This is a genomic window from Pontibacter roseus DSM 17521, from assembly GCF_000373265.1.
GTDB classification, from domain to species: domain Bacteria; phylum Bacteroidota; class Bacteroidia; order Cytophagales; family Hymenobacteraceae; genus Pontibacter; species Pontibacter roseus.
This window is the reverse complement of record NZ_KB890761.1, coordinates 18,011-35,310: the sequence shown is the minus strand read 5'-3', so window position 1 is coordinate 35,310 and position 17,300 is coordinate 18,011. Positions and strand designations below refer to the sequence as shown.

The 17,300-nt window shown below is 53.8% G+C and carries 19 protein-coding genes; 7 read left to right on the top strand and 12 right to left on the bottom strand.

Annotated elements, in window-relative coordinates; genetic code table 11:
• Positions 1-31 precede the first annotated feature (31 nt).
• On the bottom strand, positions 32-490 hold the full coding sequence (locus B051_RS0100140) for an Lrp/AsnC ligand binding domain-containing protein (RefSeq protein ID WP_018476134.1): 459 nt from the start codon (positions 488-490) through the stop codon (positions 32-34).
• 156 nt (positions 491-646) lie between these two features.
• Here B051_RS0100140 and B051_RS0100135 point away from each other — a divergent pair, with 156 nt between their 5' ends.
• Entirely contained in the window at positions 647-1,603 is a 957-nt protein-coding gene (locus B051_RS0100135) for an asparagine synthetase A (protein ID WP_018476133.1), read from the top strand.
• A 269-nt stretch (positions 1,604-1,872) separates the two neighbouring features.
• Here the strand turns inward: B051_RS0100135 and B051_RS0100130 are convergent, their stop codons facing one another.
• The 10 genes from B051_RS0100130 to B051_RS0100085 all read right to left on the bottom strand — a co-directional run bounded on the left by B051_RS0100130 (position 1,873) and on the right by B051_RS0100085 (position 11,624).
• Positions 1,873-3,243 (bottom strand): LutB/LldF family L-lactate oxidation iron-sulfur protein, encoded by a 1,371-nt coding sequence (locus B051_RS0100130; protein WP_018476132.1) that lies wholly within the window; start codon positions 3,241-3,243, stop codon positions 1,873-1,875.
• A gap of 150 nt (positions 3,244-3,393) precedes the next feature.
• Complete coding sequence (locus B051_RS0100125) at positions 3,394-5,055, bottom strand: M28 family peptidase (protein WP_018476131.1); 1,662 nt, start codon at positions 5,053-5,055, stop codon at positions 3,394-3,396.
• A 33-nt stretch (positions 5,056-5,088) separates the two neighbouring features.
• Complete coding sequence (gene ispF, locus B051_RS0100120) at positions 5,089-5,574, bottom strand: 2-C-methyl-D-erythritol 2,4-cyclodiphosphate synthase (protein ID WP_018476130.1); 486 nt, start codon at positions 5,572-5,574, stop codon at positions 5,089-5,091.
• 211 nt (positions 5,575-5,785) lie between these two features.
• On the bottom strand, positions 5,786-6,886 hold the full coding sequence (locus B051_RS0100115) for an alkene reductase (RefSeq protein WP_018476129.1): 1,101 nt from the start codon (positions 6,884-6,886) through the stop codon (positions 5,786-5,788).
• A 94-nt stretch (positions 6,887-6,980) separates the two neighbouring features.
• A complete protein-coding gene (locus B051_RS0100110; protein WP_018476128.1) occupies positions 6,981-7,805 on the bottom strand; it encodes an aldo/keto reductase in 825 nt (274 codons plus the stop codon).
• Positions 7,806-7,863: 58 nt separating this feature from the next.
• On the bottom strand, positions 7,864-8,313 hold the full coding sequence (locus B051_RS0100105) for a MarR family winged helix-turn-helix transcriptional regulator (protein WP_026236093.1): 450 nt from the start codon (positions 8,311-8,313) through the stop codon (positions 7,864-7,866).
• A 119-nt stretch (positions 8,314-8,432) separates the two neighbouring features.
• The gene (locus B051_RS0100100) at positions 8,433-8,870 is read right to left on the bottom strand and encodes a PepSY-like domain-containing protein (RefSeq protein ID WP_018476126.1); all 438 of its coding nucleotides are present in this window, start codon (positions 8,868-8,870) and stop codon (positions 8,433-8,435) included.
• 221 nt (positions 8,871-9,091) lie between these two features.
• The gene (locus B051_RS0100095; protein WP_157578422.1) at positions 9,092-9,538 is read right to left on the bottom strand and encodes a PepSY-like domain-containing protein; all 447 of its coding nucleotides are present in this window, start codon (positions 9,536-9,538) and stop codon (positions 9,092-9,094) included.
• 176 nt (positions 9,539-9,714) lie between these two features.
• On the bottom strand, positions 9,715-10,215 hold the full coding sequence (locus tag B051_RS0100090) for a hypothetical protein (protein WP_018476124.1): 501 nt from the start codon (positions 10,213-10,215) through the stop codon (positions 9,715-9,717).
• 143 nt (positions 10,216-10,358) lie between these two features.
• The gene (locus B051_RS0100085) at positions 10,359-11,624 is read right to left on the bottom strand and encodes a M16 family metallopeptidase (protein ID WP_018476123.1); all 1,266 of its coding nucleotides are present in this window, start codon (positions 11,622-11,624) and stop codon (positions 10,359-10,361) included.
• A 254-nt stretch (positions 11,625-11,878) separates the two neighbouring features.
• Between B051_RS0100085 and B051_RS0100080 the strand changes: the two genes are divergently transcribed.
• Genes B051_RS0100080 through ytxJ form a run of 4 tightly spaced genes read left to right on the top strand, consistent with a single transcriptional unit; the run spans position 11,879 to position 14,857 of the window.
• Positions 11,879-13,858, top strand: a complete 1,980-nt coding sequence (locus tag B051_RS0100080; protein WP_018476122.1) for an alpha-ketoacid dehydrogenase subunit alpha/beta — start codon at positions 11,879-11,881, stop codon at positions 13,856-13,858.
• 35 nt (positions 13,859-13,893) lie between these two features.
• On the top strand, positions 13,894-14,094 hold the full coding sequence (locus tag B051_RS0100075; protein ID WP_033316633.1) for a hypothetical protein: 201 nt from the start codon (positions 13,894-13,896) through the stop codon (positions 14,092-14,094).
• 54 nt (positions 14,095-14,148) lie between these two features.
• Entirely contained in the window at positions 14,149-14,505 is a 357-nt protein-coding gene (locus tag B051_RS0100070; RefSeq protein WP_018476120.1) for a hypothetical protein, read from the top strand.
• Positions 14,506-14,515: 10 nt separating this feature from the next.
• Positions 14,516-14,857 carry a bacillithiol system redox-active protein YtxJ gene (gene ytxJ, locus B051_RS0100065; protein ID WP_018476119.1) on the top strand — a complete coding sequence of 114 codons (342 nt, stop codon included), beginning with the start codon at positions 14,516-14,518 and terminating at the stop codon, positions 14,855-14,857.
• Positions 14,858-14,888: 31 nt separating this feature from the next.
• Here the strand turns inward: ytxJ and B051_RS0100060 are convergent, their stop codons facing one another.
• Positions 14,889-15,296, bottom strand: a complete 408-nt coding sequence (locus tag B051_RS0100060) for an OsmC family protein (protein ID WP_018476118.1) — start codon at positions 15,294-15,296, stop codon at positions 14,889-14,891.
• A gap of 67 nt (positions 15,297-15,363) precedes the next feature.
• Between B051_RS0100060 and B051_RS0100055 the strand changes: the two genes are divergently transcribed.
• A complete protein-coding gene (locus tag B051_RS0100055) occupies positions 15,364-16,095 on the top strand; it encodes a hypothetical protein (RefSeq protein WP_245539544.1) in 732 nt (243 codons plus the stop codon).
• A 125-nt stretch (positions 16,096-16,220) separates the two neighbouring features.
• Positions 16,221-17,132 carry a lipoyl synthase gene (gene lipA / locus B051_RS0100050; RefSeq protein ID WP_018476116.1) on the top strand — a complete coding sequence of 304 codons (912 nt, stop codon included), beginning with the start codon at positions 16,221-16,223 and terminating at the stop codon, positions 17,130-17,132.
• Positions 17,133-17,300 lie beyond the last annotated feature (168 nt).

Sequence of the window (17,300 nt, the reverse complement as noted above, 5' to 3'; positions counted from 1 at the left end):
GCGCCGCTGGGGTATACCTCAGCGGCGCTGTTTATTCTATGGCTATCTGCCGCGAAATGCTCTCTTCCAGTGAGATGAACGTTTCGGTGCGCTGCACGCCGTCTATCACCTGCATTTTTTCGTTCAGGACCTCCCGCAGGTGCTTGGTGTCGCGGCAGATGATTTTGGCGAACATGCTGTAGGAGCCGGTAGTATAATGCAACTCCACAATCTCGGGAATCTGGCGCATCTGCTCCACGGCTTTCTTGTATTCCGAGCCCTTCTCCAGAAACACCCCAATAAAAGCACAGACGTCATACCCGATGGCCGCCGGATTAACCTGTAGCTGCGCCCCCTGCACAATGCCCATCTCGGTCAACTTCTTGAGTCGCACGTGTATGGTTCCGCCCGAAACGCCTAGTTCTTTGGCGATATCGGTATAGGCACGGTTCACATTCTGCATCAGCAGGCGCAGTAACTGTTTGTCGAGATTATCAATTTGGTAATGCATGAAGGAATTGTAAAGGTTGATTTAACAAATTGTTAATGAAGTAAGCTATATGTTAAATGATTTACCAATATAAGAATTAAGAGTTAAATAATTTTCAATGGAGTACCCTCCTCTTTAGCTTTGTGTAGTTCAAATCACTCATTTTAAACAATCCTGATGATGGAATTGCAGACGCTCACAGAGCCGACGGTGCTGGAAACAACTATGAAGCACCTCATGCGGCCTACCCTGACCAAGGTGCTGAAAGTGCAGCAGGGAATTATCCGTGCCACGCACGACTTTATGTTCAAAAAAGGACTGACACAGCTCATGCCGCTGATGCTCTCGCCAATCACGGACCCGCTCAACCAAGGGGTGGTGGATGCCTCTATTGGCTATGCCGACCAACGCTGGAGCCTCACCAAGTCTATGATTTTCCACAAGCAGCTGGCGCTGGTGAACCCGGAGCTGGATAGCCTCTACATCGTGTCGCCTAACGTGCGCCTGGAGTTCGCTGACCGCGCCGATACCGGCCGACACCTCTTTGAATTCACACAGGTGGATTTCGAGTTTCGGGGCAAAGACCGCTTTTTTGTGATGGAATTCATGGAAGAGCTGGTGAACTTCATCTTTGCCCGCCTCAACCAGGAGCTACCCGAAATCCTGCTGGAGTTGCGCGGGGAGCTGCTGCCGCAATACGAGAAATGGCCCGTATACCGCACCGAGAAGCTGGAGGCAGCCTTAGGTCCGGACTATGAGAAACTGAAGTCAGAGGAGGCGGAGGAGCCGTTTTGGCTCATCAACCACAAACGCGAATTCTACGATAAGGAAGACCCGGCCAAGCGCGGCACCTACCTCAATTACGACATCATCTGGCCTGAAGGCTTCGGCGAAGGCCTGTCCGGTGCCGAGCGGGAGCATGACTACAAGCAGATACTGAAACGCATGGAGGAACTAGGCACCGATACCGATACTTTCCGGCATTACCTGGCAGTAGCCCGAGCAGGCTTATTGCCCAAGACAGCCGGGGGTGGCTTCGGGGTAGAGCGTATGACGCGCTTCATCTGCCGCCTCCAGGACGTGGACGAAGCCACTGTCTTCTCCCGCAAACCCTGTACCCCTGCCATTTTCTAAACCTACAGGTATGGATGACGATAACAATAATTGCCTGGGCGACCAGGCGCAGCACACCGGAATGTAAAAGGCCTGCAATGGAGATTGCAGGCCTTTTGTTTTTAGTGGAGTATAACGCGTCCTCGTTCGTGTTTCATATAGTTGGGCCTACGGCCCTTTAGGCATGATTAACACACCCCTGCCCCTTTCAAGAGGGGAATTACATAGGAGATATTCCCCCTCTTGAGAGGGGCAGGGGTGTGTTAAATTCAAACAGGCTGCCACGTACCTTACTTCCTTTCCTTCCAAAGCTGGTTAAATGACTTGGGTGCCACTTTCAGCGGTTCGCGGCGTTTGCTCCAGGTGTCTTTGAGGACTTGCTTCAGCACGAAGTTCTTTACGCCGGCCGGGGCCATGTTCAGGAGCTTGCGGCTCTTCATGGCCTTGAGCCAGAGCTTGAAGGTGGTGCGCTCGTTCTTTTCGGTGAAGCCCTGTTCCACACTCTGGCGGCGGTTGAGCAGCAGCAGGTTGTGGATGTTGATTTTGACCGGGCAAACAGAGGTGCAGGCGCCACAAAGTGAACTGGCAAAACTCAGGTGTTTGTTCTCAGCCATACCGTTGTAGTGCGGAGTTATCACCGAGCCGATGGGGCCGCTATACGTGCTCTCGTAGGTATGGCCGCCGATATTTTTGTACACCGGGCACACGTTGAGGCAGGCGCCGCAGCGGATGCAGTTGAGCGCCTCCCGCTTCTCGGGTAGGGCCAGCAAATCGGTGCGGCCGTTGTCGAGCAGGATGACGTACATCTCCTCCGGACCGTCTTTCTCCCTTGGCTGGCGTGGACCAGTGAAAATGGTATTGTAGATGGTAACTTGCTGCCCGGTGCCGCTGGTGCTGAGCAGAGGCCAGAACAAATCTAGGTCCATTACGGAGGGGAGCATCTTCTCTATACCTACAATGGCAATGTGCGTCTTCGGGAAAGCGGTGGATAGGCGTCCGTTGCCTTCGTTCTCGGTCACGGCCACGCCGCCAATGTCAGCCAGCAGGAAGTTGCCGCCGGTTATACCTACCTCGGCCTCCGTATACTTGTCGCGCAGCAGGCGGCGGGCTGTGGCCACCAGTTCCTCGGCGCTCTCCGTAGGAGCAATCTTAAGCTTCCGCACAAACAGGTCGGCTATGTCCTTCTTGGACATGTGCATGGCCGGTGTCACAATGTGGTACGGGCGCTGCTCGGCCAGTTGCACGATGTACTCGCCCAGGTCCGTCTCTACCGTCTCAATGCCATTCTTCTCCAGGAAGTCGTTCAGGTGAATTTCCTCCGTGGTCATGGACTTGGATTTCACAACCGACTTGGCACGCCGGCGCTTCATAATCTGTCCAATCTCCTTCAGTGCCTCCTCGGCGTTGCGGGCCCAAATAACCTTGCCGCCACGTGCGGTGAAGTTGGCCTCGAACTCCATCAGGTACTTATCGAGGTTGTTGATGGCATTGGTCTTTATAAAAGAAGCCCGCTCACGGGCCAGTTCATGGTCGCTGTATTGGGTGAGGCCACGCTCGACAGCGGCGTTATACTTGCCGATGTTGAACTTGATGGTCGAGCGGTGGCCCAGGTCAAATGCTTTCGTTTCTGAATCCTGCAGAAACTGTTTTAGTCTACTCATAAGATAAACCCTGCGGTCTTTCCTGAACCTGAGTGTGTTCAGAAGGTGCTATAAAAAAGGAAAACACCCTTAAAGTTAGGGTGTTTTCCTTAAAGCTAGCAAATGCAGCTCGTTTTTATGTTAAACGGCCATTCATGCGGGTTTAGTATGTTACTTTTTATTGCTGTCAACCACAATGCGATTATCACGGTTGGCTAGTTCCCAAGTCACGTGGAACGCCAGGCGGGCTACCTTCTCAGCGCTTTCAAATATAATTTTGTCTACCGTGTCGGTGTGCTTGTGGTAATCGGCGTGCACGCCGTTGAAGTAGAACACGATTGGAATACCGTGCTTGGCGAAGTTGTAATGGTCAGAGCGGTAGTAGAAGCGGTTCGGGTCGTTCTCGTCGTTGAACTTGTAATCCAGCTTCAGGTTCACGTGCTTCTGGTTCATCTCCTCGTTAATCTGGTGCAGCTCTGAGGAGAGTTTGTCGGCGCCAATCACGTAGATGTAGTTGCTGTCGTTTTTCTTCTCGTAGTCGAAGTCCATGCGGCCAATCATGTCAATGTTCACGTTGGCTACTGTGTTCTCCAGCGGGAAAATCGGGTTGTTGGCATAGTACTCAGAACCCAACAGGCCTTTCTCCTCGGCCGTCACCAGCATGAACAGAACGCTGCGGCGAGGACCCACGCCGTCTTTCTTAGCCTGCGCGAAAGCCTCTGCCAACTCCACCACGGCTACTGTACCGGAACCGTCGTCGTTAGCGCCATTGAAGATTTCGCCGTCCTCAACGCCTACGTGGTCGTAGTGCGCAGTAACCACAATCACTTCGTCCTTCTTGTCAGTGCCTTCAATGAAGCCTAGTACGTTCTCGCTTGGGAGCGCGTTGCTCACACGCTCCGTCTTGATTTTCACGTCCTTTACGGCAGTGAAGGTGCCTGGGGTAGGCTTGCCCGCTTTAGCTACGGAGTTAGCGTATGCCAGCATTTTTTCCGGTGTGGTGCCCAGCAAGGCAGCGCCTACCTGTGGCGATACGTACAGAGAAGCCGCGTTTGACTGTGTGCTGCTGTTCTTCAACCCGATGGATGGACGCGTCAGGAAGTTCTTGTAACGCTGGGTCAGGCTGTTGAATTCGTCGGCTGTGGTGCCCGTCACGATGAGCACGCTTTTGGCTCCGCGCTTGGTGGCAGCATTGCGCTTAGTACGGAAGTCGTTGCCCCAATCGGAGGCTTTGTCAGAACCGCTCACCAGGTATTTGCCATCGGCTGTCTTTGGCTCGCCGCCCAGCACCACAACCATCTTACCGGTCACGTCCAGGTTGGCGTAGTCAGAATAAGTGTCGGAGTCGATGCCGTAGCCGGCGAACACCACCTCAGCGGTCTGCTCGGTCTGGTAAGGAGAGGCGCCCAGTACGAAGAAGTCCTGGCCCATCATGAACTTCTGCTTGCCCACCATGATGTAGCCATCGCCCCACTGGCTGCGCTCCAGGTCAACAGGCTGGTAATACGGGTTGCTGTTGTTTTTCACAGGTCCGGTCAGCCCGTCTTCCTTGAACTCCTTTGAGATGTACTCAGCAGCCATCTTCAGGCCTTTGGAGCCTGTGTCGCGGCCTTCGTACGCGTCAGAGGCGATGATGTTCAGGTGCTTGGACAAGTCGGCGGCGGTGATGGTACCCGCATACTTCGGTGCGGCCTCACGCAGGCGGGCAGCATCGGTTACCGGTGCTGCCGGAGCCTCAGCCGTGGTGCTAGTTGAGGTGGAGGTAGGCGAAGTGGCGCAGCCTGTGGTCAGGAGGGCCGCCAGCGCGTACACATAGAACTTGTTATACTTCATATTGGTGTAAGGTGGTGGAAATAGGTTAGCGATTTATTGTTTGATGATTAATACAGTAGCAAAAGCGGCCACGCCCTCTTTCTTGCCCACAAAGCCCAGGTGCTCGGTGGTGGTGGCTTTGATGGAGATGTCGCTCTCAGGTATACCCATCACGCTGGCCAGGCAGGTTTTCATGGCAGGTATGTGCGGGTTCACTTTGGGCTCCTGCAGGCAGATGGTGGAGTCGATGTTGCCGATTTCGTAGCCCTCTAAAGCCAGCAGGTGCACTACCTCTTTCAGCAGAATCTTGCTGTCGATGCCCTTGTACTTGGGGTCCTTGTCAGAGAAGTGGAAGCCGATATCACGCATGTTGGCGGCACCCAGCAAGGCATCGCAAATCACATGGACGAGTACGTCAGCATCGGAATGGCCCAGGGCGCCGTGCGTGTGCGGCACCTTAATGCCGCCCAGCCAAAAGTCCAGCCCCTCCTGCAGTTGGTGCACGTCGTAGCCAAAGCCGGTTCTTATTTTAAGCTTCATGGTGTAGGTATGGTACAGAATTCAGGTATAGCCCAGGCCTTATACGGCGGGTTAAAAAGTAAATATAGTCCCTTTTGACTTTTAGTTGCTACCGGTCCCTGCTTTTTTGGGAGTATAGACTCGAAATAAGCGACAAGGTTTAAAAAGTAACAGCCAACCACCCGGATGGGCAGCTGGCTGTTGGCAATTTGAACGGAAAAGAAGTTCTTGTTTAGGCTTTCGCTTCCTCTAGCGTAGGGTAGTCGATGTAGCCTTGGGCACCCGGCGTATAGAAAGTGTTCTTATCGGCTGTCTGCAGCTCCTCATTCTGGCGGAAACGCTCGGGCAGGTCCGGGTTGGCGATGAACGGAACCCCGAAAGCCACCATGTCCGCCTCTCCGGCCTCAATAACGGCATTGCCTTTCTCCTGTGTGAAACCGGCGTTGATGATAAGGTTGCCTTTGTACACCGGGCGGTAGCGCTTGGCAACGTTCTGCTCAGCGTAAGGTATGGCGCTCACATCGGTGAACGGCTCCGACAGGTGCAGGTAAGCCAGGTTGTAGTTGTTCAGCTTCTCGATGATGTAGTCGAAAGTCGGGATGGTCTCCTCGTCCAGGGTCATGCCGAAGACGCCGTGCAGACTCGGGTTTAGGCGAACGCCTACTCGCTCTACCGGCATCACCTGCTGGATAGCCTCAATCACCTCAAACAGGATGCGGGCACGGTTTTCCTTGGAGCCGCCGTACTCGTCCGTGCGGATGTTGGAAGTCGCGTTGAAGAACTGGTGCAGCAGGTATCCGTTAGATGCATGAATTTCCACACCATCAAAGCCGGCTTCCACCGCGTTCTTGGCAGCCTGCTTGAAATCCTGCACAATCTGCTTGATTTCAGGTATAGTCAGGGCGCGAGGCGTCACAGTGCTTTTGAATCCTTCGGGAGTGAAGGCCTGCGCGTTGGGGTTGATGGCGGACGGGGCCACCGGAAACTCGCCGTTGTGGAAGTCCGGGTGCGACATGCGGCCCACGTGCCACAACTGCAGGAAGATTTTGCCTCCCTCGGCATGCACGGCATCCGTCACCTTCTTCCAGCCTGCTACCTGCTCCTGGGTATAGATGCCCGGCGTGTTGATGTAGCCTACCGCCTGTCTGGATATCTGGGAGCCTTCTGAAATGATGAGGCCTGCACTCGCGCGCTGGGCATAATACGTCACCATGAGGTCGTTGGGAACGTTGCCGTGGTTGTCGGCGCGGCTGCGGGTCATGGGCGCCATGATGACGCGGTTGTTCAGCTCAAGGTCTTGTAACTGTATGGGTCTTAAAAGTGCTTGTGACATATTTTTATTTAATGGGTTGGGGAGTTCGAGAGTTTGGGAGTTGAGTTCCTTATACCCTTTCACTCATTTATAATCCTTAATTCGTGATTCTTAATTAAACAATGTCCCAGTCCGGGGCGAAAGGCGGGTTCACCACGCGCTTGTTCTGTTGCTTCAACTGGTCAATCTGGGCGACTTCCTCGGCTGTCAATTCAAAGTCGAAGATGTTCAGGTTGTCTTTCAGACGCTCCGCTTTGGATGTTCTAGGTATGGCCATAACACCTTCCTGCTGGATGAGCCAGCGCAGCGATACCTGCACCTCGTTCTTGCCATATTTCTCGGCTATACCTTTCAGCGTCTCGTTGCCAAGCACCTGGCCTTGCGCAATCGGGCTATAGGCCGTCAGGGAAATGCCGTGCTCACGCAGGTAGGTATAGAGCTTGGTCTGGTTGATGAGCGGGTGGTACTCCACCTGGTTGGTGATGATGTCGGCACCGGTCGCCAGCACCTCGTCGAGCAGGGCGGTCGGGTGGTTGCTCACCCCGATGTGCTTCGTGTAGCCCTTGCGCTGCGCCTCCATGAGTTGGTCCATGTACTCGGCCACCGGCACGTTGCGGTTGGGCCAGTGGATGAGCAGCAGGTCCACGTAATTGGTCTTGAGCTTGCGCAGGCTCTCCTCTACAGACGGCATGAAATCCTTTGTGTAGAGGCTCTCGCGGAACACCTTCGTGGTCAGGAAAATCTGGTCGCGTGCTATACCTGAGTTTTTGATGGCCGTGCCCACGCCCGACTCGTTCTGGTAAATCTGCGCCGTGTCGATGTGGCGGTAACCTGCTGAGAGCGCGGCGGCCGTTATCTCACGGGCCGTGTCATCTGGGAGTTGGAAAGTACCAAGTCCGAGTGCCGGTATGGTGGCGCCTTTTATGGTGATGTGCTTCATGTGCTAATTTTCGTTTATACTTTATTTGTGTATACAAACATTGAAGTAAAAAAATAGTTTATCCTCGGAGCTTGTCGAGCAGTTGGCTCGCCAGAACAGCTTCCTCCTGCGTCAGGTTATGGAAACGCTGGAAAAAAGAAGGCATCTGCTCGTCTATCTGCTGGAGCTTGTCCATACCTGCCGGAGTCAGGCGCACCTCTATCATGCGGCGGTTGGCCTGGCAGATGTCACGGGTGGCGTAGCCTTTGTCAATGAGTTTATCCACAAGACGGGTCACGTTGGAGTTGCGGTCCACCATGCGTTCCTGCAACTCCCCGAAGCAGACAGGCTGTGGGTGCTGCCCCCGCAGGATGCTCAGGACATTGTGCTGCTGCAGTGTGAGCCCAAACTGCCGGAAGAAGGGGATAAACTGCTGGTTCAGCCAGTTGTTCGTGAACAACAGGTTGACTACCAGGCGACGGTGGTCGTCTTTGAAGTCCTTCTGCTGTATCTCGTCTTCTATGCGCATGGGCTGCTGGTTGGGGTACAAATGTAAAGTAGTTATTTGTATATACAAATGTCAGCCCAGAAAAGTTTCGCTAAAATGCCTTTACTCCCGGCAAAGTCCGGGAGCAAAGGTATGGACGATTAATCCCAGAAAGGCAGTTGGGCTGGTTGTCCGTTTGGCTGGAGCACGAGCTGCTCTTCGCTTGTAGCGCTCTCGAGTTCCACCTGATAGAAGGTGCCTTCATCTTTCAATAGCTTCTCCACTTCATCCAGCGCATACCCCTTGAAGTTCTGGTTCAGAGTGGCTGTTACTTCGCCTGGAAGTTCCGTCTCAGGTATAGCTTGCTTGTGCATGAGCAAACTGCCTGTCGGGTTCAGTAGGGCCGTGTGCGTCCTCCGGTCCAGCTGGAAGTCTGCTTCATAGTCCTTGCCGTTCTTGTCCCACTCAATGTAAGAGGAATTGGGGAAGGCGTCCAACAGCGCCTGCCGTACCTCCACGGGCACTTCGTCGGGTTGTACATCGTCGTCACAGGCGGGCAGCAGGCCGGTGAGCAGCAGTGCCAAGGCAAGTCCTTTCATGGTTCGTGGTTTAGATTTGTCTGATTACAGCGGAAATCTAACGCCCGATTCTGAAGGAAAATTGTAGCAGAAGGGCTCCTGAACAGGTATAGCCGTTTTTTTTCGCTGCCTGCATATGTCAGAGCAGGTATAGGAGGAGCGTCTTAAGCGAAATCCTCCTAAAGCGAAAAGCCCGTAGCTGCTAACTACGGGCTTTTTTTATGCTTAATCAGGTATGGAGGTTAGTCCCAATAGTCCTGTTGCACCAGTTGTCCGTCAGCTGAATAGACAAGCTTCTCCTCACGGGTGTTGTCGTCGAGCTCCACCTGATACAATGTGGTCTGGCCCTGCAGCAACAGTTCGGAGTCGTCTATCTTGTAGCCGGCGTAAGCTCCTTCAATAGCCGTTCTCACGGCCTCTGGAAGCTCTGTCTCAAGTATGTCCTGTTTCTGCTTGAGCAGACTGCCAGACGAATTGATAAGCGCGCTGTAGTCCACTGTGTCCACGTCGAAATCTGCCTCAAAGTCTTCTCCCAACTTTTCCCAATCTACATCAGTCGCGTTAGGGAAGCTGGTCAGCAAAGTCTCCTTCACAGCGGCGGGTACGTCATCAGGTTTCACGTCATCGTTGTCGTCGCAGGAGAACAGGGCTCCTGCCATCAATAGGAATGCAAATGCGGTATTTTTCATGGTATAGCGCGTTAGGTTGTAAAATGTATACCGCCAAGGTACGCGCTGATTCTGAAGGAAATTTGAAGGTAGGACCTAACGGGTCGGGAAAGCAGGAACGGCCATACCCGACAGAGCGAGTATATGCCTCTGACCTAGTAGAACAACTATAAAGAGTAGAGATATGCTGTTGAAGCTTACTGTTCAAGGGTAAACACCCTGTCAAAGGTGATTCGTTTGGGCTGCTGGTCAGGCCTTAGGGGTGTGGTGGTGACGTCCGCCTTCACGCGCCACTGGTTTGCCGAGATTTTGGAGCCCTCTATGAGGCCGCTTCCAATGTTCTGGTACTGGTTGCTGACCCAAGCGCCAAATTCCAGGACGACTCCCTTGGTTAAGGCCAGTTCACTGCCTTCAAACCGAAACTTATCAGCGGCTTTGTCTATCTCAAAATCGAAATTGAAACCATACTCATCATCCAGTACGTCCTCACACTCAGCCCTGGTGTGGCTATACCTGAACACAAGGTTCTCGCCCGAATGGACGCTATAGAATCTATAGTCATCAGCCTGGTAATAATAGGTGGTAATGGCTCTGTCCTTGCCAAAGACGGCAATGTTCTGCTCCGGCGTACAGTTATCCTTCTTGCAGCCAGAAAGTGCGGCAACTACAGTCAAATACAGGACTAGAAATTTTTTCATAAGGCTTAGGTATGGCAGAGGCGTTCTGGGTTGGCTCAGCTGACTGGTTATGAATTGCAAAGGTATAGCAACCATGCTAAATTAAATAAAAAGGCGGCTACAGTGTATGCTGCAGCCGCATTTTTATGTCAGCTATACCTAGTTTATGCCTCTTGCTCTACAGGCTTCTCTTTCTTTTCCGCTTTATATAATAGTGTAGAGCAGTTGTTTGGGTCCAAAACCTGTTTGGCGCAGCGCTGGATGTCCTGCGGCGTGACAGCCTGAATCTTCTCGCCCTCGGTGTTCACGAAGTTAGCGTCGCCGAGCAGTTTGCCATAGGCCAGGTTCATGGCACGGTTCAGGAGCTCAATCTCAGAGAACACAAGCGAGGTCTCGGCCTGGTTCTTCACCTTATTCAGCTCCTCTTCCTCCACCAGCTGCTCCATCAGTTCCTGGTTGATGGCCTCAATGGCTCGGTTCGCCTCGTGCAGGTCCACGCCTTCGTTCAGCTTGCCCTGTATAATCAGCAAACCCGGCTCAATGGACCCCGTCACGGAGGCGGCGATGGAGTTGAACAGCTTCTGCTCCTTCACCAGATTCTCGTATAGGCGCGAGGATTTTCCACGGCCCAGGATGTCGCTGATGAGGTCAATGGCGTAGTAGTCTTCATGGGTGCGGTGAGGCATGTGATAAGCCTTGTAGATGGCGCTGAGCGGGACATCCGCCGTGGTTTCGAGCACCCGTGGGCCAGGCTGCTTTGGTTCGGCAGGTATGGCACGGGTGTATTTCTCGCCGGCAGGTATAGGTCCGAACCATTTTTCGGTCAGTTCCTTCGCCTTCTCAAACGTCACGTTGCCTGCCACCACCAGTATGGCGTTGCTGGGCGAGTAATGTTTCCTGTGGAACGCTTTCACAATGTCCATGGTCGCCTCCTCGATGTGGGAAATCTCTTTGCCGATGGTCGCCCATTTGTAGGGGTGCTGCTCGTAGGCCAGCGGGCGCAGCTTGAGCCATACATCGCCGTAGGGCTGGTTCAGGTAGTTCTGCTTGAACTCCTCTACCACCACCTTGCGCTGCACCTCCAGCCCCTGCTCGCTGAAAGCCAGGTCCAGCATGCGGTCTGACTCTAGCCAGAACCCGGTTTCGATGTTCTGCGCCGGCAGGGAAAGGTAGTAATTGGTAATGTCGGGACTGGTGAAGGCGTTGTTCTCGCCGCCCACGCGCTGCAGGGGCTCGTCGTATACAGGTATGTGCTTGGAGCCACTGAACATCAGGTGTTCGAATAGGTGTGCAAAACCGGTGTGCGCCTCTTCCTCGTCGCGGGAGCCCACGTCGTATAGCACGTTGAGCACGGCCATAGGAGAGGTGTGGTCCTCGTGCACAATCACACGCAGCCCGTTGTCGAGGGTAAATTCTTTGAACTGTATCATAATCTTCTTTCTTGAAAGGCGGCCCAGGTATAGCCACCGTGCTGCCTGTATTAAATCAAATCCGGCAATAACTTGCAGGCTTTGCTGGTTTTCTGTAGCTTTTGCTCTCTTTACGAGGCTTAGGTTGCGCCGTGTTGCGCCTCCTGTATACCTGTGCCTCCTGAAGTACAGAACAAATGTATAAATTAGCACCATAATAAGAGGATAAAGCGCGCTTTAACCTTCCATACGACAACGAACTTCCTTTTCTCAAGATGAACTTTAACCGCAAAGAATACTCTGACGACGAACTGATAGCCCTTTACAAAGGCATCCTGAAGCCCCGCATGATTGAAGAGCGCATGCTGGTGCTGCTGCGCCAGGGCAGGGTGAGCAAATGGTTCTCCGGCATTGGCCAAGAAGCCATCTCGGTAGGCTCAGCCATGGCGCTGGAAGACGATGAATACATACTGCCCCTGCACCGCAACCTGGGCGTGTTCACCAGCCGCAACGTGCCCTTGGACAGGCTATTCGCGCAGTTTCAGGGCAAAAAGACCGGCTTCACCAAAGGCCGTGACCGCTCCTTCCACTTCGGCTCCAACGAGCACCACATCGTGGGCATGATTTCGCACCTGGGTCCGCAGTTGGCTGTGGCCGATGGCATTGCGCTGGCCGACCTGCTGGACAAGCGGGAGAAGGTATCGCTGGTGTTCAGCGGCGACGGCGGCGCCAGCGAAGGCGACTTCCATGAGGCGCTCAACGTAGCAGCGGTCTGGAACCTGCCCGTGATTTTCATGATAGAGAACAACGGCTACGGTCTTTCCACACCCAGCAACGAGCAGTTCAAATTCAAGCACTTCATCGACAAAGGCCCGGCCTACGGTATAGACGCGCTGCAGATAGACGGCAACAACATCCTGGAGGTATACGACACGGTACGTCAGGCCGCCTACAGCATGCGCAAAAACCCGCGCCCGATGCTCATCGAGGCCATCACCTTCAGGATGCGCGGCCACGAAGAGGCCAGCGGGACCAAGTACGTACCGCAGGAGCTGTTTGAGAAGTGGGCCAAAAAAGACCCAGTAGAGACCTTCGAACGCTACCTGCTGGAAGAGCTCGTTCTCACGCAAAAAGCCATGGAAGGTATACGCGAGGAAATAAAGGCAGAGATTGAAGAAGGCCTGCAGACCGCCTTCGCCACCCCAATGCCAGAGGCGAACCGCGAGGAGGAAATCAACGACATGTACCTGCCCTTCGAGCAGGAAGTCATAAAACCAGCATCTGATGCCAAAACCGAGAAACGCTATGTGGATGCCATATCAGATGGATTGCGCCAGAGCATGGAGCGCTTCCCAGACTTGGTGCTCATGGGCCAGGACATCGCTGAGTATGGTGGCGTTTTCAAAATAACCGAGGGCTTTGTGGATGCTTTTGGGAAAGACCGCGTGCGCAACACCCCGCTCTGCGAATCAGCTATTTTAGGTATAGGACTGGGTATGTCGGTGAAAGGCAAGAAGAGCATGGTGGAGATGCAGTTCGCAGACTTCGTGAGTGCAGGCTTCAGCCAGATTGTGAACAACCTGGCCAAGAGCCACTACCGCTGGGGCCAGAACGCCGACGTGGTGGTGCGCATGCCAACGGGCGCGGGCACGGCCGCCGGTCCTTTCCACTCCCAGAGCAACGAGGCTTGGTTCTTCCACACCCCTGGCCTGAAGATTGTATACCCGTCCTCGCCTTACGATGCCAAAGGCTTGCTGAATGCGGCCATCGAGGACCCGAACCCGGTGATGTACTTTGAGCACAAGCTGCTCTACCGCTCCATCTCCCAGGAGATTCCAGACGATTACTATACCGTTGAGATTGGCAAGGCCAAGCGTGTGGCCGAGGGCACCGACCTCTCCATCATCACCTATGGTATGGGTGTGCATTGGGCCAAGCAGCTGCAGCAGGATATGCCGGAAATCAGCATTGACATCCTGGACCTGCGCTCCCTGCTGCCTTGGGATAAAGAAGCCGTGCGCGATACCGTGGCCCGTACCGGACGCGTTATAGTGCTGCACGAAGACACTATGACTGGCGGCATTGGCGGTGAGATAGCAGCCTGGATTGGCGAACATTGCTTCGAACTGCTGGATGGTCCGGTATCGCGGGTAGCCAGCCTGGACACGGCGGTGCCGTTCGCGCCGCCGCTGGAGCAGGAGTTCCTGCCCAAGCAGCGCCTGCGCGAAAAAGTGGAGAGTATACTGGCGTTCTAAGGCATTTCACACAGAGAATCCTAACTTGCAGCGTTATGCAGAAAAGTAGATTATTGATTTTGCCACTGCTTTGCGTGGCGCTGCTGTTTGGCTCTGGCTGCCAGCGCAAAGGTATACCCTGCCCTAAACCAGGCAAAACTTCCAAAATACAAGGCAAGAACTCGGGAGGCCTAGAGGCTGTTAAGGTCAGCATGGATAAAAACGGCCGCGTGAAGAAGCGCAGAGGAATCTTCTAGAGAGTAACTAGAGTCCATGAATTCAGTATAACAACTATATAAGAGGTGGGTGTTATGGAAAAGCGAGAATCGGAAAAGCGACTGAAGCGCGGCCTGTGCGTGCTCGGACTGCTGTTGGCGATAGCCAGTCCCGCCATGGGGCAAATCAGCTTCAAAACAGTGGACAAGCATGAGCAGCTGAAGCGGAAATCGCTGAAGGAGGCCAGTAAGGCAGACGCCAGCTACAAAGATACGCACCTGAACATGGACGCCTATACCTTCAAGAAAGGAGCGGCTGCAAAGGCTGACAACAGACCTGCCCTATCTCTACTCCGCCCCACCGATGCGCCTGACAAGGAAACGGTACAGCGCAAGGCCGCCAAAGGGGAAAGGAAGTTCAGGCTGTTCCGCAAAAAGAATAAAACAAACTAAAGGAGAATCTATGAACTGGCATCCACTCACGAGTGCAGAGCAGCTAGAAGTCGTAAAAGAAGAGTCTAAGAGCACCCCGGTGGTGATATTCAAACATAGTACGTCCTGTGCCATCAGCTCGACTGCCAAGAGCAGGTTGGAGCGACAGTGGGACGGGGCTGGGTTAGACCATGTGAAGCCCTACTACCTGGACCTGCTCCGGTATAGGCCTGTCTCCAACGAGATAGCCGACGTTTTCCAGGTACAGCACCAGTCACCGCAACTGCTGCTGATACAGGACGGCATGTGTACCTATGACGCCTCACACTTGGGCATCAACCTGGACTCGGTGAAGAAAAAAGTTACAGCGTAGCTTCGTGACAACAAGGCTACGCTGTTGTTAGTTATTGATAGAGAAACGTTACTGTCTGCTTCACGTCAGGATGCAGGCTGAGGGCAACAGGGCAGGTGCGGGCGGCATTCTCCAGCATCGCCTTCTCCTTGTCAGTATACCCGTTGGCAGGCATCTGGATGTTCAGCACAACCTCCGCAATGCGGCGCGGCTCTGCTGACATGATTTTGGTGGTCTCAATTCGCATTCCCTCCAGCTGGATGCCGTTGCGGTTCGCCACAATGCCCATGATGGTCATCATGCAGCTGCCCAGTGCGGCGCAGACCAGGTCGGTAGGAGAGAAAGCCTCGCCACGGCCGTTGTTGTCAATGGGAGCGTCAGTGATGATGGTGTTGCCAGAGGCAAGGTGGCTTGCGGTGGTGCGCAGTTCGCCGGTATAGGTGTTGTGGATGGTCGCCATATGCGTTGAAAAGAAAAGTGTACGCGTAAAATTAGTCAGTTTTCATCAAACTCTAACGGTATTGAAGGTGGTAAGGAACCTGGTATTCACTCTCGTCATTGCCCTGGTGGCAGCATGGCCCGCCGCAGCGCAGTCTGATGACGACTTCAGCAACGAGTTGAGCTATGGCATCAACCTGAACTCCAACGGCGGGCTGTTGGGTGGGGCTTTTGTCCGCAGTTCCTACTTTGTGAAAGAGCGTCTGTACCAGTTCGGGGGTCTGGAGATAGTGGAGGTGAAGCATCCTAAGGAGAACCGCTATTACAGCCTCGAGACCGGTGACCATTTCATAGCCGGCAAGCAGAACTACATGTTCGTGGTGCGCCCGCACTACGGGGCGGAGTACGTGCTGTTCCGAAAGGCTGCCGAATCGGGGGTGCAGGTGAATGCCGTGGGGGCCGCAGGTCCGTCGCTTGGGCTGCTGGTGCCATACTACATCCGCTACAACTACGGCACCGGCCTGGGTGGGCAGGATATCCGCACGGAGCAGTACGACCCGGAGCGGCATCGCAATTTTGACAGCATACATGGCAACGCCAACGTGTTCACCGGGTTGGGAGAAGCTAACCTGAACATGGGTATACACGCCAAGGCAGGCCTCAGCTTTGAGTACGGACGGTACAAGGAGAGCATCACAGGTATAGAGGTGGGCTTTCTGGTGGAGCAGTACTTCAAAGACATGATTATCATACCCCAGACCAAGAACAACAGCACCTTCGCTTCGGTATACCTGAACATCTACTACGGCCGAAGAAAGTAACTCCCGCCAAACCATTTCTTCCTTTCGCTGTTTCCTAAGTAGGCATTCTGCTCATCAGCAGGATACCTGTACTTTTCTTGTCGGTTTTGCCAACCTCTTAACCTATAAGTTCCTATCTTTGTACCATGGATGAACTATTGACACTTCCGGTTATACAACCCAATGCGACGCCCGAGGGGCTGAACGCGCTGGGACAGCCTCGCAAGCCAAACTGGCTGCGCGTGAAGCTACCGGTGGGGAAAGAGTACGCGAAGGTAAGAAGCATAGTAGACGAATATAAGCTGCATACCATCTGTGAGAGTGGAAACTGCCCGAACATGGGCGAGTGCTGGGGAGCTGGTACGGCTACTTTCATGATATTGGGAAACGTGTGCACCCGCAGCTGCTCGTTCTGTGCAGTAGCCACGGGCCGCCCCAACGAGTATGATACCGATGAGCCCCGCCGTGTGGCAGAGGCCATTCAACTGATGGGCGTAAAGCATGCCGTTATCACCTCCGTGAACCGCGATGAGCTGAAGGACCGGGGTGCCGCCATCTGGCATGAGACAGTGGCCCTGGTAAAACAACTTTCTCCTGCTACCACCATCGAAACGCTCATACCTGACGTGAAAGCCAACTGGGATGCCTTGATTACCATGATTTCGGCAGGCCAAGAGGTGGTGTCACACAACATGGAGACCGTGAAGGAGTTATACCGCCGCGTGCGCCCGCAGGCCAAGTACGAGCGCAGCCTAGAGCAGATTCGCCGCACCAAGGAGTATGGCAAGCGCACCAAGACCGGTATCATGCTGGGGCTGGGCGAGACAAGGGAGCAGGTATACCAGGCGATGGATGACCTGGCGGCCAACGGCTGCGACATCCTAACGCTGGGGCAGTACCTGCAGCCGACCAAGCTGCACATCGAGGTGGCGGAGTTCATTCACCCCGACCTGTTTGACCACTACCGTGAAGAGGGTTTGAGACGAGGTATCAAGTATGTAGAGTCAGGTCCATTAGTCCGCTCCTCCTACCATGCTGAACGACATGTGCATGTATAAACTTTCTTAGAACTTTCTGAATTTTGTTTTGGAAGGTTTGTGGGTCATTGCTATCAAAACTATAGCAATGACCCACTTTTTTTTTGCACTGGTTTCAAATACTCTGCTTTTAAATTCTACCTTTGCAGCCCGTTAATATTGACTTATCAAATATAACATTAGCTGAAG

What these genes read in the sequence shown, in the direction of transcription:
- B051_RS0100140 (WP_018476134.1), bottom strand. Translation starts at nt 490, where the DNA reads ATGCATTACCAAATTGATAATCTCGACAAACAGTTACTGCGCCTGCTG.
- B051_RS0100135 (WP_018476133.1), top strand. Translation starts at nt 647, where the DNA reads ATGATGGAATTGCAGACGCTCACAGAGCCGACGGTGCTGGAAACAACT.
- B051_RS0100130 (WP_018476132.1), bottom strand. Translation starts at nt 3,243, where the DNA reads ATGAGTAGACTAAAACAGTTTCTGCAGGATTCAGAAACGAAAGCATTT.
- B051_RS0100125 (WP_018476131.1), bottom strand. Translation starts at nt 5,055, where the DNA reads ATGAAGTATAACAAGTTCTATGTGTACGCGCTGGCGGCCCTCCTGACC.
- ispF (WP_018476130.1), bottom strand. Translation starts at nt 5,574, where the DNA reads ATGAAGCTTAAAATAAGAACCGGCTTTGGCTACGACGTGCACCAACTG.
- B051_RS0100115 (WP_018476129.1), bottom strand. Translation starts at nt 6,886, where the DNA reads ATGTCACAAGCACTTTTAAGACCCATACAGTTACAAGACCTTGAGCTG.
- B051_RS0100110 (WP_018476128.1), bottom strand. Translation starts at nt 7,805, where the DNA reads ATGAAGCACATCACCATAAAAGGCGCCACCATACCGGCACTCGGACTT.
- B051_RS0100105 (WP_026236093.1), bottom strand. Translation starts at nt 8,313, where the DNA reads ATGCGCATAGAAGACGAGATACAGCAGAAGGACTTCAAAGACGACCAC.
- B051_RS0100100 (WP_018476126.1), bottom strand. Translation starts at nt 8,870, where the DNA reads ATGAAAGGACTTGCCTTGGCACTGCTGCTCACCGGCCTGCTGCCCGCC.
- B051_RS0100095 (WP_157578422.1), bottom strand. Translation starts at nt 9,538, where the DNA reads ATGAAAAATACCGCATTTGCATTCCTATTGATGGCAGGAGCCCTGTTC.
- B051_RS0100090 (WP_018476124.1), bottom strand. Translation starts at nt 10,215, where the DNA reads ATGAAAAAATTTCTAGTCCTGTATTTGACTGTAGTTGCCGCACTTTCT.
- B051_RS0100085 (WP_018476123.1), bottom strand. Translation starts at nt 11,624, where the DNA reads ATGATACAGTTCAAAGAATTTACCCTCGACAACGGGCTGCGTGTGATT.
- B051_RS0100080 (WP_018476122.1), top strand. Translation starts at nt 11,879, where the DNA reads ATGAACTTTAACCGCAAAGAATACTCTGACGACGAACTGATAGCCCTT.
- B051_RS0100075 (WP_033316633.1), top strand. Translation starts at nt 13,894, where the DNA reads ATGCAGAAAAGTAGATTATTGATTTTGCCACTGCTTTGCGTGGCGCTG.
- B051_RS0100070 (WP_018476120.1), top strand. Translation starts at nt 14,149, where the DNA reads ATGGAAAAGCGAGAATCGGAAAAGCGACTGAAGCGCGGCCTGTGCGTG.
- ytxJ (WP_018476119.1), top strand. Translation starts at nt 14,516, where the DNA reads ATGAACTGGCATCCACTCACGAGTGCAGAGCAGCTAGAAGTCGTAAAA.
- B051_RS0100060 (WP_018476118.1), bottom strand. Translation starts at nt 15,296, where the DNA reads ATGGCGACCATCCACAACACCTATACCGGCGAACTGCGCACCACCGCA.
- lipA (WP_018476116.1), top strand. Translation starts at nt 16,221, where the DNA reads ATGGATGAACTATTGACACTTCCGGTTATACAACCCAATGCGACGCCC.